The sequence below is a fragment of the Bradyrhizobium elkanii USDA 76 genome (assembly GCF_023278185.1).
GTDB lineage: Bacteria > Pseudomonadota > Alphaproteobacteria > Rhizobiales > Xanthobacteraceae > Bradyrhizobium > Bradyrhizobium elkanii.
In genome coordinates this window covers 2,294,773-2,319,361 of record NZ_CP066356.1, presented here as the reverse complement: position 1 = coordinate 2,319,361, position 24,589 = coordinate 2,294,773, and the positions used below count along the sequence as shown (strand labels likewise).

At 64.1% G+C, this 24,589-nt stretch carries 31 protein-coding genes and 1 tRNA gene; 20 read left to right on the top strand and 12 right to left on the bottom strand.

From position 1 onward, the window contains the following. Nucleotides 1-947: 947 nt before the first annotated feature. Nucleotides 948-2,204 carry a site-specific integrase gene (locus JEY66_RS11195; RefSeq protein WP_018273353.1) on the top strand — a complete coding sequence of 419 codons (1,257 nt, stop codon included), beginning with the start codon at nucleotides 948-950 and terminating at the stop codon, nucleotides 2,202-2,204. 298 nt (nucleotides 2,205-2,502) lie between these two features. Here the strand turns inward: JEY66_RS11195 and JEY66_RS11190 are convergent. Beyond that, nucleotides 2,503-2,579 (bottom strand) — tRNA-Pro (locus JEY66_RS11190). Nucleotides 2,580-2,658: 79 nt separating this feature from the next. Between JEY66_RS11190 and JEY66_RS11185 the strand changes: the two genes are divergently transcribed. From JEY66_RS11185 to JEY66_RS11170, 4 genes are all read left to right on the top strand, one after another. After that, nucleotides 2,659-3,645: an L-threonylcarbamoyladenylate synthase gene (locus JEY66_RS11185; protein WP_026193243.1), complete on the top strand. Its 987-nt coding sequence runs from the start codon at nucleotides 2,659-2,661 to the stop codon at nucleotides 3,643-3,645. 134 nt (nucleotides 3,646-3,779) lie between these two features. Then, a complete protein-coding gene (locus JEY66_RS11180) occupies nucleotides 3,780-5,207 on the top strand; it encodes an FAD-binding oxidoreductase (protein WP_018273355.1) in 1,428 nt (475 codons plus the stop codon). Nucleotides 5,208-5,221: 14 nt separating this feature from the next. Continuing rightward, on the top strand, nucleotides 5,222-5,671 hold the full coding sequence (locus tag JEY66_RS11175; protein WP_026193244.1) for a GNAT family acetyltransferase: 450 nt from the start codon (nucleotides 5,222-5,224) through the stop codon (nucleotides 5,669-5,671). Nucleotides 5,672-5,690: 19 nt separating this feature from the next. Then, nucleotides 5,691-6,272, top strand: coding sequence for an NUDIX hydrolase (locus tag JEY66_RS11170; protein ID WP_016840957.1), 582 nt, complete (start codon nucleotides 5,691-5,693; stop codon nucleotides 6,270-6,272). A gap of 89 nt (nucleotides 6,273-6,361) precedes the next feature. Here the strand turns inward: JEY66_RS11170 and JEY66_RS11165 are convergent, their stop codons facing one another. Further along, nucleotides 6,362-6,802 carry a hypothetical protein gene (locus JEY66_RS11165; protein ID WP_016840958.1) on the bottom strand — a complete coding sequence of 147 codons (441 nt, stop codon included), beginning with the start codon at nucleotides 6,800-6,802 and terminating at the stop codon, nucleotides 6,362-6,364. Between the two features lie 272 nt (nucleotides 6,803-7,074). Here JEY66_RS11165 and JEY66_RS11160 point away from each other — a divergent pair, with 272 nt between their 5' ends. Beyond that, nucleotides 7,075-7,329 carry a hypothetical protein gene (locus JEY66_RS11160; RefSeq protein WP_016840959.1) on the top strand — a complete coding sequence of 85 codons (255 nt, stop codon included), beginning with the start codon at nucleotides 7,075-7,077 and terminating at the stop codon, nucleotides 7,327-7,329. An 89-nt stretch (nucleotides 7,330-7,418) separates the two neighbouring features. Here JEY66_RS11160 and JEY66_RS11155 read toward each other — a convergent pair whose 3' ends face one another. Next, a complete protein-coding gene (locus JEY66_RS11155) occupies nucleotides 7,419-7,892 on the bottom strand; it encodes a hypothetical protein (RefSeq protein ID WP_016840960.1) in 474 nt (157 codons plus the stop codon). A gap of 124 nt (nucleotides 7,893-8,016) precedes the next feature. Here JEY66_RS11155 and JEY66_RS11150 point away from each other — a divergent pair, with 124 nt between their 5' ends. Both JEY66_RS11150 and JEY66_RS11145 read left to right on the top strand, forming a co-directional pair. Further along, nucleotides 8,017-8,784 carry an SDR family NAD(P)-dependent oxidoreductase gene (locus JEY66_RS11150; protein ID WP_016840961.1) on the top strand — a complete coding sequence of 256 codons (768 nt, stop codon included), beginning with the start codon at nucleotides 8,017-8,019 and terminating at the stop codon, nucleotides 8,782-8,784. Between the two features lie 169 nt (nucleotides 8,785-8,953). Then, complete coding sequence (locus JEY66_RS11145) at nucleotides 8,954-9,214, top strand: helix-turn-helix domain-containing protein (protein ID WP_016840962.1); 261 nt, start codon at nucleotides 8,954-8,956, stop codon at nucleotides 9,212-9,214. 13 nt (nucleotides 9,215-9,227) lie between these two features. Here the strand turns inward: JEY66_RS11145 and JEY66_RS11140 are convergent, their stop codons facing one another. Further along, a complete protein-coding gene (locus tag JEY66_RS11140; RefSeq protein ID WP_016840963.1) occupies nucleotides 9,228-10,223 on the bottom strand; it encodes a hypothetical protein in 996 nt (331 codons plus the stop codon). 130 nt (nucleotides 10,224-10,353) lie between these two features. Here JEY66_RS11140 and JEY66_RS11135 point away from each other — a divergent pair, with 130 nt between their 5' ends. After that, on the top strand, nucleotides 10,354-10,881 hold the full coding sequence (locus JEY66_RS11135; protein ID WP_026193245.1) for a collagen-like domain-containing protein: 528 nt from the start codon (nucleotides 10,354-10,356) through the stop codon (nucleotides 10,879-10,881). Nucleotides 10,882-10,936: 55 nt separating this feature from the next. Here the strand turns inward: JEY66_RS11135 and JEY66_RS11130 are convergent, their stop codons facing one another. Continuing rightward, nucleotides 10,937-11,161: a hypothetical protein gene (locus JEY66_RS11130; RefSeq protein ID WP_016840966.1), complete on the bottom strand. Its 225-nt coding sequence runs from the start codon at nucleotides 11,159-11,161 to the stop codon at nucleotides 10,937-10,939. 85 nt (nucleotides 11,162-11,246) lie between these two features. Continuing rightward, nucleotides 11,247-11,513, bottom strand: coding sequence for a DUF2277 domain-containing protein (locus JEY66_RS11125; RefSeq protein WP_026193246.1), 267 nt, complete (start codon nucleotides 11,511-11,513; stop codon nucleotides 11,247-11,249). Between the two features lie 119 nt (nucleotides 11,514-11,632). On the opposite strand from JEY66_RS11125, the gene JEY66_RS11120 reads away from it, so the two are divergent. Then, nucleotides 11,633-11,878, top strand: coding sequence for a DUF2188 domain-containing protein (locus JEY66_RS11120; RefSeq protein WP_016840968.1), 246 nt, complete (start codon nucleotides 11,633-11,635; stop codon nucleotides 11,876-11,878). Nucleotides 11,879-11,893: 15 nt separating this feature from the next. Here JEY66_RS11120 and JEY66_RS11115 read toward each other — a convergent pair whose 3' ends face one another. Next, nucleotides 11,894-12,583, bottom strand: coding sequence for an ArsR/SmtB family transcription factor (locus JEY66_RS11115; protein ID WP_125459371.1), 690 nt, complete (start codon nucleotides 12,581-12,583; stop codon nucleotides 11,894-11,896). Between the two features lie 139 nt (nucleotides 12,584-12,722). Between JEY66_RS11115 and JEY66_RS11110 the strand changes: the two genes are divergently transcribed. From JEY66_RS11110 to JEY66_RS11090, 5 genes are all read left to right on the top strand, one after another. Then, the gene (locus JEY66_RS11110; RefSeq protein WP_026193248.1) at nucleotides 12,723-13,124 is read left to right on the top strand and encodes a nuclear transport factor 2 family protein; all 402 of its coding nucleotides are present in this window, start codon (nucleotides 12,723-12,725) and stop codon (nucleotides 13,122-13,124) included. Nucleotides 13,125-13,223: 99 nt separating this feature from the next. Next, the gene (locus JEY66_RS11105) at nucleotides 13,224-14,279 is read left to right on the top strand and encodes an alpha/beta fold hydrolase (RefSeq protein WP_026193249.1); all 1,056 of its coding nucleotides are present in this window, start codon (nucleotides 13,224-13,226) and stop codon (nucleotides 14,277-14,279) included. Between the two features lie 17 nt (nucleotides 14,280-14,296). Beyond that, a complete protein-coding gene (locus JEY66_RS11100) occupies nucleotides 14,297-14,644 on the top strand; it encodes an MmcQ/YjbR family DNA-binding protein (RefSeq protein ID WP_016843734.1) in 348 nt (115 codons plus the stop codon). 154 nt (nucleotides 14,645-14,798) lie between these two features. Then, nucleotides 14,799-15,152 (top strand): hypothetical protein, encoded by a 354-nt coding sequence (locus JEY66_RS11095; RefSeq protein WP_016843733.1) that lies wholly within the window; start codon nucleotides 14,799-14,801, stop codon nucleotides 15,150-15,152. Nucleotides 15,153-15,326: 174 nt separating this feature from the next. Next, complete coding sequence (locus tag JEY66_RS11090) at nucleotides 15,327-15,749, top strand: hypothetical protein (protein ID WP_026193250.1); 423 nt, start codon at nucleotides 15,327-15,329, stop codon at nucleotides 15,747-15,749. Between the two features lie 97 nt (nucleotides 15,750-15,846). Here the strand turns inward: JEY66_RS11090 and bfr are convergent, their stop codons facing one another. Beyond that, the gene (gene bfr / locus JEY66_RS11085; protein ID WP_026193251.1) at nucleotides 15,847-16,335 is read right to left on the bottom strand and encodes a bacterioferritin; all 489 of its coding nucleotides are present in this window, start codon (nucleotides 16,333-16,335) and stop codon (nucleotides 15,847-15,849) included. A 132-nt stretch (nucleotides 16,336-16,467) separates the two neighbouring features. Beyond that, the gene (locus JEY66_RS11080; protein WP_016843730.1) at nucleotides 16,468-16,740 is read right to left on the bottom strand and encodes a (2Fe-2S)-binding protein; all 273 of its coding nucleotides are present in this window, start codon (nucleotides 16,738-16,740) and stop codon (nucleotides 16,468-16,470) included. A gap of 379 nt (nucleotides 16,741-17,119) precedes the next feature. Between JEY66_RS11080 and JEY66_RS11075 the strand changes: the two genes are divergently transcribed. Both JEY66_RS11075 and JEY66_RS11070 read left to right on the top strand, forming a co-directional pair. Next, nucleotides 17,120-17,425 carry a hypothetical protein gene (locus JEY66_RS11075; RefSeq protein WP_016843729.1) on the top strand — a complete coding sequence of 102 codons (306 nt, stop codon included), beginning with the start codon at nucleotides 17,120-17,122 and terminating at the stop codon, nucleotides 17,423-17,425. Between the two features lie 236 nt (nucleotides 17,426-17,661). After that, on the top strand, nucleotides 17,662-17,946 hold the full coding sequence (locus JEY66_RS11070; RefSeq protein WP_016843728.1) for a hypothetical protein: 285 nt from the start codon (nucleotides 17,662-17,664) through the stop codon (nucleotides 17,944-17,946). Between the two features lie 95 nt (nucleotides 17,947-18,041). Here JEY66_RS11070 and JEY66_RS11065 read toward each other — a convergent pair whose 3' ends face one another. Continuing rightward, a complete protein-coding gene (locus tag JEY66_RS11065) occupies nucleotides 18,042-19,274 on the bottom strand; it encodes a lytic murein transglycosylase (RefSeq protein ID WP_016843727.1) in 1,233 nt (410 codons plus the stop codon). An 83-nt stretch (nucleotides 19,275-19,357) separates the two neighbouring features. On the opposite strand from JEY66_RS11065, the gene JEY66_RS11060 reads away from it, so the two are divergent. Beyond that, the gene (locus JEY66_RS11060; protein ID WP_016843726.1) at nucleotides 19,358-20,449 is read left to right on the top strand and encodes a toll/interleukin-1 receptor domain-containing protein; all 1,092 of its coding nucleotides are present in this window, start codon (nucleotides 19,358-19,360) and stop codon (nucleotides 20,447-20,449) included. A gap of 20 nt (nucleotides 20,450-20,469) precedes the next feature. Here the strand turns inward: JEY66_RS11060 and JEY66_RS11055 are convergent, their stop codons facing one another. Together JEY66_RS11055 and ettA are read right to left on the bottom strand one after the other, a co-directional pair. Then, nucleotides 20,470-21,054, bottom strand: coding sequence for a TIGR00645 family protein (locus JEY66_RS11055; RefSeq protein WP_016843725.1), 585 nt, complete (start codon nucleotides 21,052-21,054; stop codon nucleotides 20,470-20,472). Nucleotides 21,055-21,304: 250 nt separating this feature from the next. Next, on the bottom strand, nucleotides 21,305-22,954 hold the full coding sequence (gene ettA, locus JEY66_RS11050; protein ID WP_018273360.1) for an energy-dependent translational throttle protein EttA: 1,650 nt from the start codon (nucleotides 22,952-22,954) through the stop codon (nucleotides 21,305-21,307). A 273-nt stretch (nucleotides 22,955-23,227) separates the two neighbouring features. Between ettA and JEY66_RS11045 the strand changes: the two genes are divergently transcribed. Together JEY66_RS11045 and JEY66_RS11040 are read left to right on the top strand one after the other, a co-directional pair. Beyond that, on the top strand, nucleotides 23,228-23,473 hold the full coding sequence (locus JEY66_RS11045; protein WP_016843723.1) for a hypothetical protein: 246 nt from the start codon (nucleotides 23,228-23,230) through the stop codon (nucleotides 23,471-23,473). A 118-nt stretch (nucleotides 23,474-23,591) separates the two neighbouring features. Beyond that, the gene (locus JEY66_RS11040) at nucleotides 23,592-24,554 is read left to right on the top strand and encodes a D-2-hydroxyacid dehydrogenase family protein (RefSeq protein WP_016843722.1); all 963 of its coding nucleotides are present in this window, start codon (nucleotides 23,592-23,594) and stop codon (nucleotides 24,552-24,554) included. Nucleotides 24,555-24,589: the final 35 nt, after the last annotated feature.

Genomic DNA, 24,589 nt, shown 5'->3' with positions numbered 1-24,589 from the left:
TGCGGCCGCCGTCGATCGATAGGTTGGATTGGACAGATTACGTTGCCCCCCTCTATTCAGAAACGAAATGATCGGCGCCGTCGGGCAGCGAGGGTCTACTTCGCCGCTGAGTCTCCCTCATAAAGCGAGGCACGTTTGTTTTTCATTTGGTATGCTATCTCGCGGTGAGATCCTTCTCCGTCGAGGCTGGTTCGAAGAACGCCTTTGCCTTTAGATGATTTCGCAGAGCGACTGGCCTGTACGGGCCAAAGCTCGTAAAGTTGCGGACCGAGCTCATCGCAAGCCTTTGATAGGCCGTCTCGTGAAGTAGCGCGTTTTCTAGCACGTCGCGGATCACTTTCGACCAACGGAATGCGGTTCGGTGTTGAATTCCACCATCCAGTCGAGTGTGATGTCAGACAGCCGAGAGGAAAGCTTCGGCTGTCACAGGTTGTTGAGATTGCAGAACCTGCGATAAGGCGGCGCCACCTCAAGCTCGAATAAGATCCTCCCGCCTATTGAGCTGCTCCCCACTGTCCCCGGAGCAAAGGGCCGCCGCCACTCCACTGCGCTTCAGGGCTGCAAGCAAAATTGTCCGATTCGCAGTCGTAAGCCGCCGATTACCCCATCCACGCGCCGGTAGGACTGCTCGACGAGTGGTTTTCGTCTACACTTAGGACCTAACGCTCTGATCCAAAGGCAGCGCCCCCCCACGAGCAACGCGTTCAAGGAATGCCGAAGCGCAAGATCGACAAGCTCGCTCGCGCAAAAGCGCGGCCCGATCCTGCCCAATGGGGTGAGGATGAAGTAATGACCCTTGTCGAGGCCGCGGCAGTGTTCTTCCCACTCGGTCCGTTGACAATATCATCGTTGCGCAGAGCCGCGGCCACCGGGACTCTTGAAATCGCCAAAGTTGCGGGCAAGGATCTGACAACCCCTCGAGCGATCTGCAAATTGGTCAAGCCGTCATGCCGGGCCGCAGAGCCAAGCCGCCACGACTCTGGTTTAGAGAGGACGATGAAACCTGGATCATCCTCGATCGTGGCCGGCAAATCCGCACAGGCTGCAGCCGCGACGACATTGACGGAGCTGCGAAGGCGCTCGAGACCTATATCGGCGAGCGACATACCAGCACCATCGGGGCAACTGACCCGAACGTCCTCGCGATAGCCGACGTCCTCACAGCCTACGAAATTTCAAAGCGGCCCAAGGACACGAGCGATGAACGCGCGTGGGCACAACATGACCTGCTGCTCATTCGCTTGCTCGATCTTAACAACTTTTTTGGCGATAAAACCGTCAGTCAGCTCAAAGCTCAGCTTTGTCGCGACTTTGTCGATTGGTCCACCGGTACTGCGAACGACAATCATAGGAAAGCCGGCATCAAGCCACGCAACGGGACAGTCTCTGATCAAACCGCACGACGCCGACTCGAAGATCTACGCGCTGCCGTGAACGCCTACCACGCCGAGCATACGCTCACCGTCGTTCCAAAGGTCACTCTTCCTCCTAAAGCCGAAGGACGACACCGATGGCTAACGCGCAACGAGGCAGCGCGCCTACTCGGAGCAACAATCGGCTACGTGTGGGACACGGAGCAGGAAACGTGGAAGCGCAGCGAGGATGGCGAGCTCGCGCGCCGGGAGCGGTGGATCATTCGTCGTCGCTATCCCGCGGCGCGCTTCTGCCTGATCGGTATCTACAGTGCTCGTCGCGAAGAGACCATCCGGCGCACCCAGTGGCTGCCAACAACGACCCATCCATGGATGAACCTTGACGCGATGGTCTACCAGGGCAAAGGGACGCTGGAGCAGTCGACCAAGAAACGGCGGCCGCCGGCAAAGATCGCTAGCCGCCTGCGTCCGCATCTGATTCGATGGCGCAGGATCGACCAAGCTCGATCTGCAGAACTCCGCGCCTCAGGGGTTATGAGAGACGGTGAACAAATCCGGTTCGTCGTGAACCGCCTGCACGACGGCCAGCCGCTTGCCGGCAAGATCAGGTCAGCCTGGAATGGTATTCTGGAGGACGCCGGGCTGGGCGACGACGTCGTCCGGCATTCACTGCGCCATACAGCGGCGACATGGTTGATGCAGGCGGGCGTCGACATGTGGGAAGCCGCTGGCTGGCTCGGCATGACCGTTGAGCAATTAGAGGCCAACTATGGCCATCACCACCCGGACTTTCAGGAAGAGGCGGCGGAAGCTTTTGGGGCAAGGCGCTGAGCTGACCACTACTCTGCGCGAGCTATTCGTGCTTTGATATCCGCCAAATCAGCTCGTAGGTCCGAAGGGAGGACTTGTGGTGCTCGATGGTGTTCGATGTAACATCCCGACAGGGGCTAGTTCCCTCGCACTTCCCGATCGTCTTTTTTCCGATTTAGAACAGTACAAGCCCGCCGCGGACCGCTGTTCGACGTCCTTGACGGGTGCTTCGAGGGCGACAGACATGGCTGCCGAGCTTCAAATCGTTGCGCATTTCGTTGCGCACAAAAAACACAGAACCTATAAGTGCTTGAAAGAATGGTCGGAGTGGCAGGATTCGAACCTGCGACCCCTGCGTCCCGAACGCAGTGCTCTACCGGGCTGAGCCACACTCCGACTGAGAGCCGGGCTTATAGCGTCGGGTTTCGGGGACCGCAAGGGACCACGAGGCACCCAATTGAGGAATCTAGTCACAGTGGATACAGGTCTGAAAACGCACGTTTTGTCCGCCGGCGCCGCCGCCACGGCGACCGCCGCCGGGGTCCTGGCCGAGGGCGGCCTGGTGGCGTTTCCGACCGAGACCGTCTATGGCCTCGGCGCCGACGCCGGCAACGCCGCCGCGATCGCCCGCCTCTACCAGGCCAAGGGCCGGCCGGCCTTCAATCCGCTGATTGCCCATGTCGCCGATCTTGGCGCCGCCCGCCGGATTGCCCTGTTCAACGGGCAGGCCCTGCGGTTGGCGGAGGCGTTCTGGCCCGGTCCCCTGACCCTGGTGCTGCCGAAGGCGCTCTCCTGCCCGGTTGCGGAACTCGCGACCGCCGGGCTTGATACGGTCGCCATCCGCATCCCGGCCCACAAAGTGGCGCGCGATATCATCAAGGCTTTCGGCGGTGCCGTGGTAGCGCCGTCGGCCAATCTCTCCGGCCATGTCTCGCCGACCACCGCCGAGCATGTGAACGGCGATCTCGCGGGCCGCATCGACCTGATCGTCGACGGCGGACCGGTCGAGGTCGGCGTCGAATCCACCATCGTCGGCTGCTTCTCCGATCCGGTGCTGCTGCGGCCGGGCGGGCTGACGCGCGCCGAGATCGAGCGTGTGCTCGGCCAGCCCTTGCAGTCGCCGCCGCAAGACGCGGAAACCGACGCCCAGCCGGTTGCCCCCGGCATGCTCGCCTCGCATTACGCGCCGCGGACGCCGGTCCGGCTCAATGCCAGCGACGTCCATGTCGGCGAAGCCTTGCTGGCGTTCGGGCCGGCCAAGGTCGCACGCAGCGAATGCGCCTCCGTGGTGATGAACCTGTCCGAGCGCGGCGACCTGGCCGAGGCCGCCGCCAATCTGTTCGGCTACCTCCGCACCCTCGACAAAAGAAACGCGGATGCGATCGCGGTGACGCCGATTCCCGAGGAGGGATTGGGTGAAGCCATCAATGACCGGCTGCGCCGCGCGGCCGTTGGGCGGTAACCAGCATGACCCGGACCGGAACGGCCGCGTTAGCGCCAAGTGGGAACCGGCTTTCCCTCGCGACAAACGCGAAGCGTTTGCGCGAAGGGCACGCTTAGGCAAAGATCCCCGACTGAGTGAAAGACCAAGAAAAAATGAATATCGTCCAATCAGCGGTGCCGCCGCTTCCGCCCGAATTGCTTGAAAAATTCCGCGCCATCGTCGGCACGAAATATGCGGTGACCGACGCCGCCGACATCAAGCCTTACGTCACCGAGGAGCGCGACCTGTTCCACGGCCGCTCGCCGCTGGTGCTGCGCCCCGGTTCGACCGCCGAGGTCGCTGCGATCTGCAAGCTTGCGACCGAGCACAGGATCGCGCTGGTGCCGCAGGGCGGCAACACCGGCCTGGTCGGCGGCCAGACCCCGCACAATGGCGAGGTCGTGGTCTCGCTGCGGCGGCTGGACAAGATTCGCGACATCGACGTCGAATCCAACACCATGACCTGCGAGGCCGGCGTGGTGCTGCAGATCGCGCAGCAGAAGGCAGCCGAGGTCGACCGGCTGTTTCCGCTCTCGCTCGGCGCCGAGGGCAGCTGCACGATCGGCGGCAACCTCTCGACCAATGCCGGCGGCACCGGAGCACTCGCCTACGGCGTGGCGCGCGAAATGGCGCTCGGGGTCGAAGTCGTGCTGGCTGACGGGCGCGTGCTGAACGCGCTGTCGAAGCTGAAAAAGGACAACACCGGCTACGATTTGCGCAACCTCTTCATCGGCGCAGAAGGCACGCTCGGCATCATCACCGCGGCAACGCTAAAGCTGTTTCCGCGGCCGCGTGCGGTCGAGACCGCCTATGTCGGTCTGAAGTCGCCGGCGGCCGCACTCAAGCTGCTGTCGATCTCGCGCGATCAAGCGGCCGGTGCACTGACGAGCTTCGAGCTGCTCGCCGACGTTGCGGTCGACTTCTCGATCCGCCACGGCATCGATATCCGCGATCCCCTGACCAGCAAGCATCCCTGGTACGTGCTGATGGAATTGTCGTCGTCGCGCGACGATGCGCGCGACACGCTGGAGGCGATCCTGGCCCAGGGCATGGAGGACGGCATCGTCGACGACGCTGTCATCGCCGCCAATCTGAGCCAGCGCCAGGCGTTCTGGAAGCTGCGCGACGAGATGTCGGCGGCGCAGAAGCCGGAAGGCGGCTCGATCAAGCACGATATCTCGGTGCCGGTCGCAGCCGTGCCCGCCTTCATCGAAGAGGCCAATGCGGCGGTGGTGAAGCTGATCCCGGGTTCGCGGCCGGTGCCGTTCGGCCATCTCGGCGACGGCAACATCCACTACAATGTCAGCCAGCCGGTCGGCGCCAATGCGGCCGACTTCCTGGCGCGCTGGCACGACGTGAATGCCGTCGTGTTCGAGATCGTGCTGCGGATGGGCGGCTCGATCTCGGCCGAGCACGGCATCGGCGTGCTCAAGCGCGACGAACTGCCTGACGTCAAGGACAAGGTCGCGATCGAGCTGATGCGGCAGGTCAAGGCGATGCTCGATCCGCTCGGCATCATGAACCCGGGCAAGGTGCTGTGACCGCGCAGGCGACGATGCCCTCCTCCCCTGCCTCCCTCGCCATTGCAGAGATCACCGATAACGACATCGCCGATGTCGTCGCGCTGTGGCAGGCCTGCGGCCTGACGCGGCCGTGGAACGATCCTGCTGCCGACATCGCGCTGGCGCGGCGCGGACCGAACTCGGCCGTGCTGGTCGGCCACGACGCCAATGCGATCGTCGCGACCGCGATGGTCGGCCACGACGGTCATCGCGGCTGGGTCTATTACGTCGCGGTCGATCCCAACCGCCAGGGCAAGGGACTTGGCCGCAGCATCATGGCGGCGGCCGAGGACTGGCTGCGCGCCGCCGGCGTGCCGAAGCTGCAACTGCTGGTGCGGCGGGAGAATGCCAAGGCCGGCGCGTTCTACCAATCGCTCGGCTATGACGAATCGACTTCGGTGATGCTGGCCAAATGGCTCGACGGTCGCGAAGCGACGCCGTGAGAGGGTTGAGGATCAACGCATGAGCATCGCCGACCGCGTCCGCGTCAAGGACGTCGAGCTGCTTTCGAAGCGCCGCTACGAGCTGAAGAGCGCGACGTTCGATTACCGGCGCGCCAACGGCGAATGGCAGACCCAGGTGCGCGAGGTCTACGACCGCGGCAACGGCGCGGCGCTGTTGCCCTACAATCTGACGACCCGAAGCGTCGTGCTGGTGCGCCAGTTCCGCTACCCCGCCTTCGCCAACGGCTATGACGATCTCCTGATCGAGGCTGCCGCCGGCATGCTCGACGATGCCGAGCCGGAAGCACGCATCCGCGCCGAAGCGGAGGAAGAGATCGGCTACCGGCTCGCGCATGTGCGCAAGGTGTTCGAGGCTTTCACGTCTCCGGGCGCGGTGACCGAGAAGCTGCATTGCTTCGTCGCCGAATACGACGCCGCGATGCGCGTCGGTGACGGCGGCGGGCTCGCCGACGAGGGCGAGGACATCGAGGTGCTCGAGCTCTCGATCGACGACGCGCTCGCCATGATCGGCGACGGGCGCATCGTCGACGCCAAGACCATCATGCTGCTGCAATACGCCGCGCTGCATCTGTTCAGGTGAACGCGGCTTTGCCCCAGCTGGCCCCGTCATCCCCGCGCAAAGGCTTGGCCTTTGCGCGGGGATGACGGGGATAAACTGAACGAAATGCTCTACCGCATGGTGATCGCAAGGCCGCTCAGATCGGCGTTGGCCATCAGACCGACCTGGTGTCCGGTCAATTCCAGCACCGCGCCCTTCTGATTGGTCAGCACGATCGCGCGCGCGCCGCGTCCGACGGCAAGCCCCGCGCCGGCCGCACCGTAGACGCCGGCAACGTCGGACGGACGGTTGATGTTGCTGACGCGGCCGCGCAGCACGGTCTTGGAGCCGCCGAATACCAGGCCGTAGTCGAGGCCGCCGGTGGAGAGCCGGTAGGAGCGGCCGCGGAAGGTCAAGACGCCGCCGCCGCCGGAGCCGCCGATGATCCATCCGGCCTTGTAGATCGTGAGCGTCACGAAGCCGCTGTCGGCACGGGCGGCGGAGGAGAACGCAAGGCCGGTGAACGCCAGCAGCGCCACCAGCGCGGCGCGAAGGGTGGATGAAGGTTTCATGTTCGGTCTCCCCAGGAATTGCTCACGTCGGTTTGCTCTCGTCGATTTGCTCGCGTCGCGACACGGCTGCGAATCGCGATGCGCCGACTGTAGCAAGCGCGTAAACAGGCGCAATTTGGCACAGCGATGGCCGATTTGTTGACGGGTGCTTTCGCAGGACCAGTGTTGAACCTGTTCCCGGGGTTGCAACACTCACTGCATGTCCGGGGCGATCGGCCCCTGAGCTCCAGGATTTCCCGTGGAGCATTCATTTTTCAAACCGGAGATTTGCCATGCGACGTCTTGCGATTGCCTGTGCCGCCATTGCCGCCACCGTGTCCGTGCTTGCCGCGGCAAGCCCGGCCAGCGCCACGCCCTATCATCTGATCCGCTGGCAGGACACCGGCTTCTGCCAGATCTGGGACCAGAGCATCCCGACCACGCCGTGGCCGGCGAACTTCTCCATCGTCAGCGAGGAGCTGCCGACCTTCGACGCCGCGTTCAGCTACAAGACCGGCCTCCTGAACAACGGCACCTGCTCGTTCTGAGCGAACGCCATTCGATCACGCAAAGGGCGGACACGCGGCAACAGCGCGGCGTCCGTCCTTGTGCTGTCAGGTAGTGACGCGATCCAGCGTCAGTGATGCTTGATCAGGGCGTCGCGCGCGGCGGCGAGTTCGAGGAATGCCGCGCCGTTGCCGCCACCGTCGGGATGCACCGTCTTGGCGGCGCGCTTGAAAGCCTGCTGGACTTCGGTCGCTGCGAGCCGGCGGCCGAACGGCAGGCCGAGCAATTGCCGGTACTGCTCCTCCTGCGTCAGCGCTTTCGGCGTCAGGCCGCGCCGGCCGAACCGCGGTGCCGACAGCATGTGCAGCGCATCGCTGACGATGCCGAGACGGCGCAGCGCCATCGCTTTGGTGCGGCGGTCGGCCGATTTCAGCGCCGCCTGGCGCAAGATCGGCAGCACCTGTGCGGCCGCATGCCGCAGCGTCTCGTCGATGTCGGTCGCGGCGATCTCGGCGACCATCTTGGCGATCTCGCGATAGTCAGGGTCCGGCGCCGCGCAAAAGCGCTCGATCGCAACTTTCCAGTGTCTGATATGCGGGTCCATGATCGGTCCGTGCTGTCATCCGAATCCGGATAACAGCAACGCGCAAACGCGGCTTGGCGTTTCGGTTGGCGCAGTTTTGAATAGTGTTGTCGACAACGCTCACAAATCAGAACGAGGAAACGCCATGGCCCTTCTCGACAATCACATCGCCGTCATTACCGGTGCAGGCTCGGGCATCGGGCGTGCCATCGCACTCGGCTACGGCCGCGAGGGCGCGCGCGTGGTGCTGCTCGACATGAACGGCGATGCGGCGGCGGAAGCGGCCAGGGAGATCCGCAATGCCGGCGGCAAGGCGGAGAGCTTTGCGCTCGACGTGACCAATCGCGACGCCTGTGTCGCGATGGCAAAGCGAGTGGCCGACAAGGTCGGGCCGGTCTCGATCCTGGTCAACAATGCCGGCATCGCGCGCCGCAACGGCATGCTCGGCACCGACGAGGCCGTGATCAAGGATTGGGAAGACATCATCTCGATCAATCTCACCGGCGTGTTCAACGTGACGCATTCGTTCCTCGCGCCACTGCGCAAGAACAAGGGACGCATCGTCAACATCGGCTCGATCCAGTCCTTCGTGCATCTGCGCACGCCGAGTTCGCCGGCCTATACCGCCTCCAAGCACGGCGTGCTCGGCTTCACCAAGGCGTTGGCCGCCGAGCTCGGCAAGGATGGTGTGCGCGTCAATGCAATCGGGCCGGGCTTCATCGAGACGCCGTTGAACGAGAAGGTGCGCGCCACCAATCCCGACCTCGTCAAGGTCTTCATGGACCACACCCCGCTCGGCCGCGCCGGCAAGCCGGAGGACATCGTCGGCCCCGCCATCTTCCTCGCCTCGGACCTGTCGGCCTATGTCTCGGGATCGATCGTGATGGTCGATGGCGGATACCGCACATTGTGACGGATGGAACCGCAATCGTGGCGATTTCTGGGTATTTTGCTTACAAAGCAGGGAGTTAGGAGCGCGTTAAGGGCTTGTTAACCAAACCGGCACACCGTGGATCTACGGGGTAGTTGGTTCTCGATGTCTTCGCTTCACCGACGAAGCGGGCGTTGATCGGGAGGAGTTCATGTCTTACGCGTCCACCGTACCGTCGCCGGAAGCGCTGCTGCCGTCGCTGGCTCCAAATGAAATCGTCCCACTGCTGATCGGCGCGACCGTCGATGAAGTCGAGCGCGAGCTCGTGCTGCAAACGCTTGCGCGCTGCGACGGCAATCGCACCCGCGCAGCGCGCGTGCTCGGGCTGTCGGTCCGGACGTTGCGGAACAAGATCCGCGAATATTCGGCCGACGGCATCGACGTGCCGCTGAGCGAGCACGCTGCAGCCTGACCGCACGTCGACGCTAGATCGGCGGGTCGATCGCAAGCCGCCGCCAGCGCGACAATAGCTCGCTGCCCTCGGCGTCGAGGCAGCGAGCCAGACGCACTTCGGTCATCGCGGCCCGTTGCAGCGTCTGCGCGACCAGCGCCGTCGCATAGTCCCAATAGTCGCGCCGCCCATTCGGATCGTCGTCGACCAGGGATTTTGCGAGGATCTCGACATAGATCGCAGCGACGGCTCTTTGCCAGAGCTCACCCCCGCGCTCGCCCTCCACCGACGGCGCGCCGGTCCGCGACTGCCAGGCCAACCAATAATTTTCCTCCGCGCCGACCCAAGCGGATGGCAACAGCGATGGATCGAGGCATGGCGAGCGACACACAAGCGGCTGCATGTCGCGCGCGTCGCAGAAGAAGCAATAGCCGAGCTTGTCGTACCAGCTGACGCGCAACAATCTGCGAATCCCGGTCTGTTGATCCGCGGCGAGTTGCCTCACGCCCGTTCGTTCGAGATCACCGATGACCGCCGCCAGGCGATCGCGATCATACGGCTCGACCTCGAGCACCACGCCGATATTGCGTGGAAACAGGGCGTCGAGCATCTCGATCATCTCGCGATAGAACCGGCCCGCCAGGCCGCCGCCGCGCCACGCCTTCGCGACGCCGACATAGTTGCAGTAGATCAGCTCGCTTGCGTGATCGTAGGTGAAGAAACCGAGGCCGATCGCGCGCCCCTCCGCGCGCAAGATGAAGCACCGCGAGTCGAGACAATATGACAGCTTCCGGCCGCCGACGCTGAACTCTCGTCGCTCGCCGACATCGTCTGACAGCACCCAGCGCACAATGTCGTCGGGGGCGTCGCGCTCGTTCGGAGGAAATAGCTCGGCATAAAGGTCGAGGACGCCGGTGTTGCGAAACGCCGCTTCATCGCGCAGATCGTGCCGCGTCACCACGATGTCGAACGTCAGCGCCTTTGTTGCGTCGCCTGCAACTGCCCCGCGCCTGTCGTTCAGAATCCGCAACGCGTCCTCCCGTCACGATCTTCGCATCGAATTATGACTGTTGATCGCTTGCATCAGCGGCGCCGGGCAGAATTGAAGCCGTCATCCAACCTCTGTTACAAGCGGCTTGAAATCGCGACGGAGCATATCAGTGGCTGACGAGACAATCTCCCGCCAGGGGTCACGAGGGGCGCAGGGGCCGCAGGGCCGTCAGGGCGAGCCGGGTCGGCCCGGTCCGCAGGGACATCCGGGGCGGCCGGGGCCGGAAGGTGCGCGCGGCAAGCCGGGTCCGCAGGGCAAGCCCGGACTGGTTGGGAAGGCGGGTCCCCAGGGCAAGCCGGGAGCGCAAGGCAAGGCGGGCGTGCAGGGTCCGCGCGGCGAAGCTGGTCCACAGGGACCGCAGGGACCGGCCGGCCCGCGCGGTGAAGCCGGTCCGCCCGGACAATTGCCGTCGATCGAGCAGGTGATGCCGTGGCTGCACATGATCTTCGACGCCTGGGAAGACTACAAGCGCACCAAGGAGCGTGAAGCCGCCGAGTTCGCCGAGCGCGATGCCGCCGAGCGCGCGGCAGCGGAAGCGATCGCGCTTGACGTCGACGCCATCGACTTCGCTGATGATGACGACGAGGACGACGATCACAAGAAAAAGAAGAAGCACCGCAAGAAGGACAAGAAGTAACCCTTTTGTCCTCGCGCGACGACACGGCCAGCTCGGTCCGTGTCGCGCCCGATGCCTACCGCTCCGCGCCCGGATTGGCCGGAGGATCGGAGGGCCGGGCGAGGTGCATGAGCTGGAAGACCCAGCGCATCGCGTAGTACCAGGCAACGCCCGCGAGCGCCCCGCAGGCCGACAGGATGATGACGTTGGCAAGGTCGATCTTCCCGCTCGACCACAGCATGCCGCAGGTCCAGAGCACGGCGAACGCAATCGAACAGAACGTGAGCAGGGCAGGCTTCATGGCGTCGCTCCAGGATCGGGTGAACGGCACCGATGCCCGGACGCGCGGCGCCGTACCGTGATCTGCATCACGGTACGCCCCGCCCTCAGCCAAACCGCAGGCGCGAACGCTCCCTCGCCTTCTCCGCCTCCACCTCGCGATCGCGCGCCGGTGCCGTGGTCTGCAACGAGATCAGGAGCTTGCGCGCGGCGGTCGAGACCTCGGCCACGGCCAGATTGAATGCAGCCTCATTGGAGTGCGACGGCTTGTTGAAGCCGGACAGTTTGCGCACGAACTGCAGCGCCGAGGCGTGGATCTCGTCCTCGGTGGCGGGCGGCTCGAAGTTGAACAGCGTCTTGATATTGCGGCACATGTCGGTCTCCCTCGCCCGCGGCAACGGGGCGGCTCTCTCAAGGACGATCGGCTGCTGCAAAATACGACATCGTGGTCTATTCTGGCAGTGTCATCGTCCACGGTGGAGCGAGGTTCCTGATGAGCCACGTGATCTACAAGGTCGTCCAGCACGACGGCGGCTGGGCCTATACCGTCAACGGGGTGTTCTCGGAACCATTTCCTACCCACGCCGCGGCACTCGCCGCTGCCCGACGCGCCGCCAACGAGCAGCGCGTCCCCGGCCGCACCGAGGCGATCCAGTACGAGACGTCGGACGGCAAATGGCTGACCGAAACCGCCTCCGGCAACGACCGCCCGGAGACCGAGGTCGAGGACGGCCGCTAGTTCACCTCGTCGCCTTCAGAACGGAACCTGGACGCCAAGCCGGTCGAAGAACGCCCGCCCCCGATCGGTGATCCGCAATGCGCGCGGAATCCGATGCGGCGCAACGCCGCGCATCTCGACCAGCCGCGCCAGCACGGCATTGGCAAACGGACCGGCGAGATGCGGCACGCGCTCGGTCCAGTCGTTGCAGAGCCGCAGATGCGGCTGCCGCGCCGGATCGAAATCGATCGCCTCGGCCCGGCACCAGGCCAGCCCCTGCTCGGTCACACGACCATCGCGGCCGTCGATCACGACGAGGCGGCGTCGGATCAGCGCATTCGACAACAGCACGCCGAGCTGACCCGCAAGGTGGTGGTAGCAGGTGCGCGATTGCCTGAGCTGCTCGGCCGGCATCGCACGCCGCGGCCCCACGGTGGCCTTGGCCGCAAGATCGACGAGGCTCTCGATCAGCGCCGCGACGTCGTCGTCCCTGATCCGGTAATATCTGAACCTGCCCTGTGCCCACACCGAAAGCACGTGGGCGTCGACCAGCTTCTGCAAATGCGCGCTGGCGCCTTGCGGCGAAATGCCGGCGACCGCAGCAAGCTCGCCCGCCGGCAACGCCTTGCCGTCGGCCAGCGCACTGACCATCGCCTCGCGGACCGGATCGCCCAATGCCTCGGCGATCCGCGAAAATCCTGGCTGCAGGGCTTGGGATGATCCCACCGCATCGTCCTCCAGATCGCGCCGAAACGTCCTACCCGCATTCGCCGTGCCGCGCAGCTCATTTCAGATTTTCCTGAAACGTCGCGGCGGCCTCCTCCGTTCAAATGGGCGGCAGTCGACCAAACTCAAGGGAACAAGCATGACAGCCGGCAGCAACGACGCGGAACGCATCTACAGGCTCTGGGATGAAGCGCTCGGCAACAAGGACCTCGAGGCGGCGCTCGCGCTCTATGCAGCCGACGCCTCGATCGAGAGCCCGCTGGTCCAGCATTTGATGCAGACCAAGGACGGGATCGTCCGCGGCCGCGACGAGCTGCGCGCGTTCATCGCGCGCGTGTTCCGCACCAACCCGCCGCAACGGCGGCGCTTCAAGCAGGGTTTCTTCAGCGACGGCCGCGTCCTCACCTGGGAATATCCGCGGCAGTCTCCGGACGGCGACCAGATGGATCTGGTCGAGGTCATGGAGATCGAGGACGGCCTGATCCGGCGTCACCGTGTCTATTGGGGCTGGTACGCACTCAACGTGCTGAAGGCGAGTTAACCGGACACTTCTGCGTCAGCCGCGTGGACGACGTTTTCCGTCATGCTAGGCTTGCACCGACGCGGCTGGACAAATGCGCCGCGCGTGGGGAGAAGCACCATGATCCGTTTGTGCGCGGCGCTTGCGGCCGCTCTCGTCTCGATGTCGGTACCGGCCATGGCTGCAGATTACCCCACGCCGCAGGATGGCGAGTGGACCGGGAAGGACTTCAAGTTTCACAGCGGCGAGGTGATGCCGGAACTGCGGCTGCACTACACCACGGTCGGCGCGCCGACCGGACAACCGGTGCTGGTGCTGCACGGCTCCGGCGGCTCGGCCGCCAGCATGCTGACGCCGACCTTTGCCGGCCAGTTGTTCGGCCCCGGCCAGCCGCTCGACGCGGCGAAATACTACATCATCATCCCCGACGGCATCGGGCACGGGAAATCGTCGAAGCCGTCGGACGCGATGCGGACCAGCTTTCCGAAATACGACTACAACGACATGGTCGACGCGCAGTACCGGCTCGTCACCGAAGGGCTCGGCATCAAGCATCTGCGGCTCGTGATCGGCAACTCGATGGGCGGCATGCACACCTGGATCTGGGGTGTGCGCTATCCGCGGATGATGGACGTGCTGGTGCCGATGGCCTCGCAGCCGACCGCGATGGCGGCACGCAACTGGATGCTGCGGCGGACGATGCTGGAAACGATCCGCAACGATCCCGACTACAATGGCGGCAACTACACCAGCCAGCCGCGGATGATGAAATACGCCATCGCCGCCTATCGCTTTGCCAGCGCCGGCGGCACGCTCGGCTACCAGACCCTGGCGCCAACCGCAGCGCAGGCCGACAAGCTGGTCGACGATCAGCTGGCGCTGCCGGTCACATCGGATGCCAACGACTACATCTATCAATGGGAGGCCTCGCACGACTACGATCCCTCCGCCGGACTGGAGAAGATCGAGGCAACCCTGCTTGCCATCAACGCCGCCGACGATGAACGCAATCCGCCGGAGACCGGCGTCACTGAAGCTGCAATGAAGCGGATCAAGAACGGCAGGATTGATCTGATCCCGGCAAGCCGCGAGACACGCGGCCATCTCACCACCGGCGATGCGAAGTTCTATGCCAGGCAGTTGCAGGAACTGTTGCAGACGGTGCCGACGATGTAGCCATCGAGGCCGGGGCGATGTCCGCTGATCGCTTCCGCCGCCTTGCGCTGAGCCTGCCCGAGGTCGTTGAAGGCGCGCATCACGGCACAACAGATTTCCGCGTCGGCAAGCGCATCTTCGCGACGCTCGGCTATCCCGACCAGGATTGGGGCATGGTGAAGCTGACACCCGAGCAGCAGGCGATGGTGGTCGAGGCCGAGCCGGAGATTTTCCGGCCGGTGCCGGGCGGCTGGGGCAAGAGCGGCAGCACCAATGTCCGCCTCGCGAAGGCGGATCAGGTCACGCTGCGCAGCGCGCTGAAAATGGCACGGGACAATATCGCAGTGAAATCCGCGAAGAAGGCGCGCGCGAAGCAATCATCCTGAGCGCAACCATCCCGCACTGCATCACGCCTGACTGCGCGGCTTCGCCGATTCTTTGAGCATGCATCCCGCGCGCGGTTCGTGCCTAATCGCGCAAACACCGGATTTGCGCGACGCTATGCGCGGGTCACGTAGAAGTTTTCGCCGGAGGAAGGCAATGCGAAGGCTCGCGCATGTCGCGGTGCTTGCGTGGCTCGCCATGATGGCGTGCGCTGCACTGGCGTTCGACAACGGCCAATACGACAACGTGCCGCCCGAGATCCGCGCCTGGTTCAAGAGCGTGATCGCGCCGAATGGCGTGCCGTGCTGCGACATCTCCGACGGCCATCGCACCAGCTACGACGTTCGGGGCGGCGCCTATTGGGTGCCGATCGAGGGCGAGTGGATGATGGTGCCGGAGCGCGCCGTGATCCGCGATCGCGGCAATCCGGTCGGCGAGGCCGTGGTGTGGTACGTGCACCACCGCGGCAGCATCATCATCAGCTGCTTCGTTCCGGCGGATGCTGTCTGAACGGCGCCCGCCATCTGCGCGGGAGGTCGCGTCAATTTGAAACAGTTACTCTCTGTTAACCTTACTTGTTAACCAATAATTAAGGATGAGTTTGCGGGCGCCATGAGGCGCGGCCTAGCGTCTGCAGAAATGCTCCGTAACCGCGAGTTGGTGCGTGCCATGGCTCTTCGAAGAATGGCGTATCGAACAACTGGGGCGCTGATGGCGTCCCTGATGGCTTCTCTTGGCGTCGCAGCGCTGCTGCTGGCTTCCCCGACCGAAACCTATGCGAGATCCGGATCCGCGGCGCGCGGCACGTTCTCCTCGCACCATCCGGCCTTCCGCCATCATGTGCGGGTGCCCGGCATCGTGTTGCCCGACGCGGGCGGATATTATGATGGTGCGGCGAGCGTTCCCTTCGCCGCCGAGGTCCCGGCGCCGGTCTCGAATGACGTCCGCTACACCTACACCCAGGATGTGCCGTGGGATTGGGCGCATCGCTATCCGCCAGCCGTGGTGCCGTCGGATCGCCCCTATGTGTCGAGCTGCCCCACCGAGAGCGTCACGGTGCCCGGCCGCGGCGGCGACCGCACCGTCAACATCACGCGGTGCTACTGACGAATAGCTCGATCCCTTTCGCAAAAGCAAAAGAGGCCGCCCGCAAGGACGGCCTCTCGTATTTTGGCCGACGCTCGGCGCGCCGGCAGACAGCCGGTCAGGAATCCTCGCCCTTCAGATGTCCGACGTGCTTCTGGGTGTAGAGCTCAAGGCCGATGCGCTTGATCAGGTCGAGCTGGGTCTCGAGGAAGTCGATGTGGTCTTCCTCATCCTTCATCAGCTGCTCGAACAGGTCGCGGCTGACATAGTCCTTGACGCCGTGGCAGTAGGTCGCCGCCTCCTGGTAGAGCGTGCGGGCGCCGATCTCGGCGGCGAGGTCACACTCGATGATCTCCTTGACGTCCTGGCCGATCTTCAGGGGATCGAGCACCTGCAGGTTCGGGAAGCCGTCGAGAAACAGGATGCGATCGACGAATTTGTCGGCGTGCTCCATCTCCTCGATGGACTCCTTGCGCCAGACCTTGGCCATCTCCAGGAGGCCCCAATTGTTGAGCATCCGGTAGTGCAGCCAGTACTGATTGATGGCGGTCAGTTCGCTGCGCAGCCCCTTGTTCAGATAATCGATGACCTTCGGGTCGCCTTGCATGATCCACTCCACCTGTCGCGGCCAACCTTGGCCGGCGCTAAATTTAGAATGCTTCTAAATCAGATTACCGACAAGAGCAACCCTTCGCAGAAGCGGCGCCTGGACAACCGGATTCGGAGGGATTTGGTGAGATCAGCAGGCCGCGAGCGCGAATTCGGCCGGCTCGGCGTCCTCGTTGGCGGCGTGCGGATGGCCGCTGTGGGGGCAGCCGGAACAGCAGGCCTTGGCGCAAGGACCGAGCGCCTCGTCGATGATCGCCTTGATGGTGCGCGCACAGCGGCCGCATTCGGCACTGCAGCCGAGGCAGCCGTACACCTGCTTGGCATTTCGTGTCACGGACCCACCGCCGTTGACGGCATTGCGGACATCGTGGTCGCTCAGGACGTTACAGGAACAGACAATCATCGGAGAAAGGCGGGGTCCAACGGTGATGCTTCCCAGTATGGATATTGTCGGCTCCCGCGCGATGCAAAAGGAAAAAGCTGTTTTTGTAGCAATTCCAAACTGATGCGGGATTCATATTGGAATGAGTCTAAATCGGTCAGAGGTCGAACCCGCCGGGTGGCTTAAGGGGCCAATAAGCGCTTCCCTCGCCGCCGAAATGAGCACGCGCCTTGCTGCGGTGCTATCGGGCTTGTGCGTTGCAAGATGCTCGAAAAGCTGCAAGCATTTCGTCGCGAATACGGCAGCGTCGTTCATTGATCATTCAAGCTGAATATGGAACCCTTCGACGAGACAGGTCGCCAACGCACGCTGTCCCTGCTGCCGTGAGAAAGGTGAGGCCATGAAGAAGACATTGCTGGCGCTTTGCGCCGTTGCCGCTGTGGCGGCTTCGACTGTGGCGGTGCCCGCCCCCGCCCAGGCACAACGCGGTGTCGCCGCCGGCGTCGCTGCGGGGTTGATCGGTGGCGCTATCGTCGGTGGCGCGATCGCATCGCAGAACCGCTATTACGGTCCCGGATACGGCTACTATGCGCCCGGCCCGGCCTATGTCGCCGAACCCGGCTACGGCCCCGACTGTTTCTGGCAGCGCCAGCGGTTCTGGGACGGCTACACCTGGCGCGTTCGCAGCGTCCGCGTTTGCGACTGATCGCCGTTCATCTCGATTAAATCGAACCAGTTGTCCCGGAAAACCGACCGTTTCTCCGGGACATCTGCTGTAGATGGCCAGAAAAAACCGCTTTTCTGCGCGATCAGCCTGCGAACGTTTACTTTCGGTTGACTGTTCTGCGCTGTTTAGCAAGACAGCAGTTCGAGATCAGCGTGCGAGTCACCTCAACCCGGCGCCGGACCACGACGCCACCACCTTCCAGGAGAGCCAAAGACATGAAGAAGACTTTAGCTGCCCTTGTCGCCGTTACCACGATTGCCGGTTCGCTGGCCGTTGCTCCGGCTGCCAAGGCTGGTGACGGCGGCGCCGTCGCAGCCGGCGTTGCCGGCGGCCTGATCGGCGGCGCCCTGCTGGGCGGCGCGATCGCAGGCGCTCGCCCCGCCCCGGTCTATGTCGCACCGGCGCCGGTTTACGTCGAAGAGGCCCCGTGCCGCATGGTTCGTGAGCGCTTCTGGGACGGCTACGGCTGGCGCTTCCGTCGCATCCAGGTTTGCGACTGATCGACCGACACGCTTTTCAGCATCACGCTCGAAAACCCGGCCTCGCGGCCGGGTTTTTGCTTTGCGCCATCAGGCGGTCTTCCGAGCCAGCCCGGTCAGCGCTGCCCGTTCATCGCGCGCAGCACCGCCTCGCTCGGCCAGCAATCGACCTTCAGCCCGGCCTGCTTCTGATAGGCGCCGAGCGCCGCGCGGGTCTGCATCCCGGCCTTGCCGTCGAGCTTGTCCTTGTAGAGACCGATCTTCGTCAGCTGCTGCTGCATCGCCTCGACATCGGCGGAGCGCAGCTGCTTCGATGCCGACCATGGCGTCGCGAATGGCTGCGGGCTCGTCATGCGGTCGGCGAGGTGGCCGACGAACAGCACGTAGAGATCGGAGAAATTGTATTCCTTGATCACGAAGTAGTTCGGCGTGGTCAGGAAGGCCGGACCGTAGCTGCCTTCCGGCTGCAGCAGCGACGCCGATTGCGCCTGCTCGGCGGCGCTGAGCTTCTGCCCGCGCACCGGCACGAAGCCTGCGCGCAGCCACTGGCTGATCGGCTTCGTCACTTCAGGCACGCCCATCGTGCAGTCGGCATTGGCCGGCGCCTGCACCTCATAGGCCCAGCGCACGCCGGGCTGCCAGCCCTTGTTGACCAGCTGCTGCGCAGCGGAGGCGAGCGCGTCCGGCACCGAATGCCAGATATCGACGCGGCCGTCGCCGTCGAGATCGACGCCGTGCTTGTAATATTCCGACGGCAGGAACTGGGTGTAGCCGGTCGCACCGGCCCACGATGAGCGCATCTCCTTGCGCGTCACCGCACCCTCGCCGAGGATTTTCAGCGCGAGGATGAACTCGGTGCGGTACTGATCCTTGCGGCGGCCGACATAGGCCTGCGTCGCCACCACGCGCAGCGTGTCGTAGGGCAGCAAATAGCGCCCGTAATCGGTCTCGCGGCCCCAGATCGCCAGCACGACGGTGGCCGGGACGCCGAACCGCTTCTCGATCGCATCGAGCGAGGAGCGATACTTCTGCATCAGCCGCTGCCCTTCGGCGGCGAGCCGCGCGATCGAGGCTTCCCTGATGTAATCGGCCGGCACCTGCACGAACTCGGCCTGCGCCGGCGCGCCGGTCTTCGGACGTCCGGGCAGGATCAGGTCGGGCAGCTTGTAGTCGGGTTCGAGCGAGCGCGTCTCGCGATCGAAGGTCTCGCGCGACACGCCGGCGGCCTTGGCCTCCGGCCACAGCGAGGCGATGAACTGGGTGAACGCAGCATCGGCGGCGAATGCCGGCCGCTGCAGCGGCGCGCAAAGCAGCAGCGCGAATGCGACAATGGTGGCTGGCCATTTCATGATCGATCTCACCCTGCGGAAACGGTCATTGCAACGCGGATTCGGCAATTGTCAGAATTCAATTCTGGGTGGTAAGTTTTGCCATGCGCATATTTCTGTCATTTCCCTCCGAACTGGAATCGCAGGCTGACAGCATCGCCCAGTCCCTGCGCAATTGCGACCATGACGTTTTCTTTTCGCACGACGATCTTCCGCCGGGCGACAGCTTCGATGCGCGCGTCGAAAAAGCCATCGAAAGCAGCGATTTTATGGTGTTCCTGATCAGTCCGGAATCGGTGACCAGGGGACGCTACACGCTGAGCGAGCTCGCCTTTGCCCGGAACAAATGGCCGAATCCAAGCAACCGCGTGCTGCCGGTGATGATGGCGCCGACCCCGCTCGAGCAGGTTCCGACCTATCTCAAGGCGGTCACGATCCTCGAACCCCAGGGCAGCGCGGCCGCCGAGACACGGGCCGCCGTCGATCGCATGCTGGAGGCCAAAAGCGAGCAGTCGCGCGACCGATCGATTTTGCCCTTCGCCGTGCTGTCGCTTGCGTCGGCCGTCCTGTGCAGCCTGGTCGCGACCTATGCGCTCAACGTCCTGCAATATTCGTTCGTCGTCTCCGACGCCGGCGGCATCACGATCCTGCCCGGCGTGATATTCGGCGCGGCGATCGCGGCCTGCAACGTCATGTTTGGCGCCAGGGACCGGTTTCAGCTGGCGCTGGTGGTCGCGATCACGACGGCGGCGTGGATCGCGGCCTACGATGCCAGCGCCGTGACGCTTCAGGCGCTCGGCCAGTACGCGAGAACCGTGCCGATCGAGGGCAATGCCGCGAACCCGGCCCAGATCACCGAGACGCTCGGCAACAATCCCTACATGGGATTTTTGATCGGCGGCATCGGCGGCGCCGTCGGCGGAGCCATCACCATTCTCGGCGTGCTGCTGACCAACCCCGCGTTCAGGCGGATCGACAGCGTCGTCGTGACGTGGATCGCGGCCATCGCAGCCGGAACGGTTTACGGCGCGATCGTCAGGTTGCCGACCTTGCTGGGCTGGCTGGTGCTGTTCGGCGTCTGGCAGACCGCGTTCGTCCTCGCGATGGTGCGCGGATTTCCGCGCGGCGCGGCGCAGATCCCCGAATGGCTCGGCAGATCCGCGCCGGCATTGTTCGGCTCACGCGCAGCGCGGTGACGCCGCGCCGCCGTTCATCCCTAGTGCCCAACCTGCTGCTTGGCGCCTTCGATCGAGTCGTTCGACAGCTTGTCGACGATGGCGATGCCGATCGCCGACAGGATGAAGACGCAGTGGATGATGGTCTGCCACATCACGCCGGTCTCGGTGTAGTTGCCCTTGCCTGACGACAGTGCGCCGGCCTCGATGAAGGTGCGCAGCAAATGGATCGAGGAGATGCCGATGATCGCCATCGCCAGCTTGATCTTCAGCACGCTGGCATTGACGTGGCTCAGCCATTCCGGCTCGTCGGGATGGCCCTGCAGATTGAGGCGCGAGACGAAGGTTTCGTAGCCGCCGACGATCACCATCACCAACAGGTTCGAGATCATGACGACGTCGATCAGGCCGAGGACGGCCAGCATGATCTGCTGCTCGCTGAAATCGAAGGCATGGGCGAACAGGTGCCACAATTCCTTCAGGAACAGCACGACATAGACGCCCTGCGCGATGATCAGGCCGACATAGAGCGGCAATTGCAGCCAGCGCGATCCGAAGATCAGCATGGGAACGGGACGCAGCGACCGGCCCTTTGCGGGGGCGCGCGCCTCGGAAAGTGCGGACATGGTGGAGTGCTCGCAGAATTTGATTTGCGGGAGCGCTCTATCTACGCAATCCCGCGCGCTTGAAAAGCGACAACTGGCCGCAGATTGCGCCGCGATGCCGTCACGATCCTGCAAATCAGGAGACGGCCGACGTTGTGAGAGACGCCATCAACTCGTCATGGCCGGGCTTGTCCCGGCCATCCACGTCTTTGCATCCGGAAAGCAAAAACGTGGATGCCCGGCACAAGGCCGGGCAAGACGACATCTTGAATCAGCGCGTCAGCTTCTTGTACTTCACGCGATGCGGAATGATGCTGTCCTGGCCGAGCCGGCGCATCTTGTCCTTTTCGTAATCCTGGAAGTTGCCCTCGAACCATTCGACATGGCTGTCGCCCTCGAAGGCGAGGATATGGGTCGCGATGCGGTCGAGGAACCAGCGGTCATGGCTGATGATGACGGCGCAACCGGCGAAGTCCTCCAGCGCCTCTTCCAGCGCGCGCAGCGTGTCGACGTCGAGGTCGTTGGTCGGTTCGTCGAGCAGCAGCACGTTGGCGCCCGACTTCAGCATCTTGGCGAGATGCACGCGGTTGCGCTCACCGCCCGACAGCGCGCCGACCTTCTTCTGCTGGTCGGCGCCCTTGAAGTTGAACGCCGAGCAGTAGCCGCGCGAATTGACTTCCTTCTTGCCGAGCAGGATCAGCTCGTTGCCGCCGGAGATCTCCTCCCACACCGTCTTGTTGCCCTCGAGCGCGTCGCGCGACTGGTCGACATAGCCGAGATGCACGGTCTCGCCGACCGTGATGGTGCCCTTGTCCGGCGTCTCCTGCTCAGTGATCATCTTGAACAGCGTGGTCTTGCCGGCGCCGTTGGCACCGATCACGCCGACGATGCCGCCGGGCGGCAGCTTGAAGGTGAGATCGTCGATCAAGAGGCGATCGCCAAATCCCTTGCTGAGGCCTTCGAAGTCGACGACGTTGGCGCCGAGCCGCTCGGCGACCGGAATGATGATCTGCGCGGTCTGGGTCTGCTTCTCGCTCGCCTTCTTGAGCAGATCCTCATAGCGCTGGTAGCGGGCCTTCGACTTGGCCTGGCGCGCCTTCGGCGAGGACGCCACCCATTCCTGCTCGCGGGCCAGCGTCTTCTGATGCGCGGCGTCCTCGCGGCCTTCCTGCTCGAGCCGTTTCTGCTTCTGCACCAGCCAGGACGAGTAATTGCCCTCGTAGGGGATGCCGCGGCCGCGGTCGAGCTCGAGGATCCAGCCGGTGACGTTGTCGAGGAAGTAGCGGTCGTGGGTGACGATCAGGATCGCGCCGGGGTAGTTGCGCAGATGGCCTTCCAGCCACGACACCGATTCGGCGTCGAGATGGTTGGTCGGCTCGTCGAGCAGCAGCAATTCCGGCTGGTCGAGCAGCAGGCGGCACAGCGCCACGCGGCGGCGTTCACCGCCGGACAGTTTGGTGACATCGGCATCGTCGGGCGGGCAGCGCAGCGCGTCCATCGCCTGGTCGACCTTGCTGTCGAGATCCCACAGGCCCTGGGCCTCGATCTCGTCCTGCAGCTTGGTCATCTCGTCGGCGGTCTCGTCCGAATAGTTGACCGCGAGCTCGTTGTAGCGGTCGAGGATCGCCTTCTGCTTGGCGACGCCCTGCATGACGTTTTCGCGCACCGAGAGCTTGGGATCGAGATGCGGCTCCTGCTCGAGATAGCCGACGCGGGCGCCCTCGGCGACCCAGGCCTCGCCGTTATACTCCTTGTCGAGACCGGCCATGATCTTGAGCAGGGTCGACTTGCCCGAGCCGTTGACGCCGAGCACGCCGATCTTGGCGTCCGGGTAGAAGCTCAGATGGATGTTATCGAGCACCTTGCGGGTCGGGTACGCCTTGGTCAGACCCTGCATGAAATAGATGAACTGGCGCGCCATCCGCTGTCCCTGGAATTGATCCGATTTGTGGAAATTTTGCTGCCGCCGATGTAACGGCCGGCCCCCGAAAGCGCAACCGCGGGACCTCTGTTTTCCGTCCGTTCACCACGTTTCGCGGCTTCACCACGGGTGATTACGGGTTCGACGCCATGTGTGCGCCGAATCACGACAATTGAAACCATCTTTTAATAAATCAGGCCAAAACTCGTCCTCAACGTCGAAAAACGGCGATTTTCGCGGCAGAACCGCGGCCAAAACAGTTGAGGCCACGTCATGGCTACCATCATTTCAGCACCCCTTCCGCGCCCGACGACCAAAGGCGAGGCGACGCTGTTCGCCGAATTCCGCGCCTTTTGGCGCGCCTTCGTCGCCAAGGCTTTCAATCCCTACCGGCCGGAACTGCACTATATGCGCGGCCCAGGTCCGGCCTGCCGCGCCAAGCAGATGGCGCTGTCGCCGGCGGTCCGCTCGATGCTCGCCGATATCCGCTCCGCGAAGAAGCCGTCTCCGCGCGTGTGACAATCGCCGCTTTTTGAAACCGCGGCCGCTTGCGCGCCTGCCGATTGCGCGCGACCATGACGGGTATCCCGACGGTTGATCTCCCGCCGTCGTCCTCACCCTGAATGGACCTTTCCCGATGACGCGGCTCCGCTGTGCAATCCTCGACGACTATTTCGACATCGCGCTTTCGGTGGCGGACTGGCCAAAGGTCAAGGACCGGGTCGACGTCACGGTGTTCGACAAGCCGTTCGCGAGCGAGGCGGAAGCTGCGACCAAGCTGAAGGATTTCGAGGTCATCTGCGCGATGCGCGAACGCACCCCGTTCCCGAAGAGCCTGCTCGACGCGCTGCCCAGGCTGCAGCTCCTGATCACGTCAGGCATGCGCAACGCGGCGATCGACATGGAGGCCGCGAAGAGCCGCAAGGCGGTGTTGTGCGGCACCCAATACGGCCGCGATCCCACCGCGCCCCTCACCATGGGCCTGATCCTGGAACTGACCCGCGGCATCGGCCGCGAGAATGCGCGCATGCACGCCGGCGAGGCCTGGCAGACCTTTGCCGGCACCGAGATCGAGGGCAAGACGCTCGGCATCATCGGCCTCGGCAAGCTCGGCAGCAAGGTCGCCGGCATGGCCAAGGTGTTCGGCATGAACGTCATCGCCTGGAGCCCCAATCTGACGCCGGAGAAGTGCAAGGAGGCCGGCGTCGGCTATGCCAGCAAGGACGAGCTGTTCGCGACATCAGACATCATCACCATCCATGTCGTGCTGAGCCCGCGCTCGCGCGGACTGGTCGGCGCCGCCGATCTCGCCCGCATGAAGCCGTCGGCCTATCTCGTCAACACCGCGCGCGGGCCGATCGTAGATGAGGACGCCCTGTTCGCGGCGCTGCGCGACAAGACGATCGCCGGCGCCGGCATCGACGTGTTCTCGGTCGAGCCGCTGCCGTCGGATCACCCGCTGCGCAAGCTCGACAATGTCGTGATCACGCCGCATCTCGGCTATGCCACGCGCGAGAGCCTGCAGGCGCATTATCAGCAGATGGTCGAGTGCATCGACGCCTTCACCAAGGGCAACGAGCCGCCGCGGCGGCTGGCCTGAGATCGGACATCGATCGGCAAACAAAAAAGGCGCGC

Excerpts from the sequence above, each read along its gene's own strand:
- JEY66_RS11075 (WP_016843729.1), top strand. The coding sequence starts at position 17,120 with ATGAAGAAGACATTGCTGGCGCTTTGCGCCGTTGCCGCTGTGGCGGCT.
- JEY66_RS11100 (WP_016843734.1), top strand. The coding sequence starts at position 14,297 with ATGTCCGCTGATCGCTTCCGCCGCCTTGCGCTGAGCCTGCCCGAGGTC.
- JEY66_RS11055 (WP_016843725.1), bottom strand. The coding sequence starts at position 21,054 with ATGTCCGCACTTTCCGAGGCGCGCGCCCCCGCAAAGGGCCGGTCGCTG.
- JEY66_RS11195 (WP_018273353.1), top strand. The coding sequence starts at position 948 with ATGCCGGGCCGCAGAGCCAAGCCGCCACGACTCTGGTTTAGAGAGGAC.
- JEY66_RS11120 (WP_016840968.1), top strand. The coding sequence starts at position 11,633 with ATGAGCCACGTGATCTACAAGGTCGTCCAGCACGACGGCGGCTGGGCC.
- JEY66_RS11045 (WP_016843723.1), top strand. The coding sequence starts at position 23,228 with ATGGCTACCATCATTTCAGCACCCCTTCCGCGCCCGACGACCAAAGGC.
- JEY66_RS11095 (WP_016843733.1), top strand. The coding sequence starts at position 14,799 with ATGCGAAGGCTCGCGCATGTCGCGGTGCTTGCGTGGCTCGCCATGATG.
- JEY66_RS11160 (WP_016840959.1), top strand. The coding sequence starts at position 7,075 with ATGCGACGTCTTGCGATTGCCTGTGCCGCCATTGCCGCCACCGTGTCC.
- JEY66_RS11170 (WP_016840957.1), top strand. The coding sequence starts at position 5,691 with ATGAGCATCGCCGACCGCGTCCGCGTCAAGGACGTCGAGCTGCTTTCG.
- JEY66_RS11150 (WP_016840961.1), top strand. The coding sequence starts at position 8,017 with ATGGCCCTTCTCGACAATCACATCGCCGTCATTACCGGTGCAGGCTCG.
- JEY66_RS11130 (WP_016840966.1), bottom strand. The coding sequence starts at position 11,161 with ATGAAGCCTGCCCTGCTCACGTTCTGTTCGATTGCGTTCGCCGTGCTC.
- JEY66_RS11145 (WP_016840962.1), top strand. The coding sequence starts at position 8,954 with ATGTCTTACGCGTCCACCGTACCGTCGCCGGAAGCGCTGCTGCCGTCG.
- ettA (WP_018273360.1), bottom strand. The coding sequence starts at position 22,954 with ATGGCGCGCCAGTTCATCTATTTCATGCAGGGTCTGACCAAGGCGTAC.
- JEY66_RS11105 (WP_026193249.1), top strand. The coding sequence starts at position 13,224 with ATGATCCGTTTGTGCGCGGCGCTTGCGGCCGCTCTCGTCTCGATGTCG.
- JEY66_RS11155 (WP_016840960.1), bottom strand. The coding sequence starts at position 7,892 with ATGGACCCGCATATCAGACACTGGAAAGTTGCGATCGAGCGCTTTTGC.
- bfr (WP_026193251.1), bottom strand. The coding sequence starts at position 16,335 with ATGCAAGGCGACCCGAAGGTCATCGATTATCTGAACAAGGGGCTGCGC.
- JEY66_RS11080 (WP_016843730.1), bottom strand. The coding sequence starts at position 16,740 with ATGATTGTCTGTTCCTGTAACGTCCTGAGCGACCACGATGTCCGCAAT.
- JEY66_RS11175 (WP_026193244.1), top strand. The coding sequence starts at position 5,222 with ATGCCCTCCTCCCCTGCCTCCCTCGCCATTGCAGAGATCACCGATAAC.
- JEY66_RS11060 (WP_016843726.1), top strand. The coding sequence starts at position 19,358 with ATGCGCATATTTCTGTCATTTCCCTCCGAACTGGAATCGCAGGCTGAC.
- JEY66_RS11090 (WP_026193250.1), top strand. The coding sequence starts at position 15,327 with ATGGCGTATCGAACAACTGGGGCGCTGATGGCGTCCCTGATGGCTTCT.
- JEY66_RS11165 (WP_016840958.1), bottom strand. The coding sequence starts at position 6,802 with ATGAAACCTTCATCCACCCTTCGCGCCGCGCTGGTGGCGCTGCTGGCG.
- JEY66_RS11125 (WP_026193246.1), bottom strand. The coding sequence starts at position 11,513 with ATGTGCCGCAATATCAAGACGCTGTTCAACTTCGAGCCGCCCGCCACC.
- JEY66_RS11070 (WP_016843728.1), top strand. The coding sequence starts at position 17,662 with ATGAAGAAGACTTTAGCTGCCCTTGTCGCCGTTACCACGATTGCCGGT.
- JEY66_RS11065 (WP_016843727.1), bottom strand. The coding sequence starts at position 19,274 with ATGAAATGGCCAGCCACCATTGTCGCATTCGCGCTGCTGCTTTGCGCG.
- JEY66_RS11180 (WP_018273355.1), top strand. The coding sequence starts at position 3,780 with ATGAATATCGTCCAATCAGCGGTGCCGCCGCTTCCGCCCGAATTGCTT.
- JEY66_RS11110 (WP_026193248.1), top strand. The coding sequence starts at position 12,723 with ATGACAGCCGGCAGCAACGACGCGGAACGCATCTACAGGCTCTGGGAT.
- JEY66_RS11040 (WP_016843722.1), top strand. The coding sequence starts at position 23,592 with ATGACGCGGCTCCGCTGTGCAATCCTCGACGACTATTTCGACATCGCG.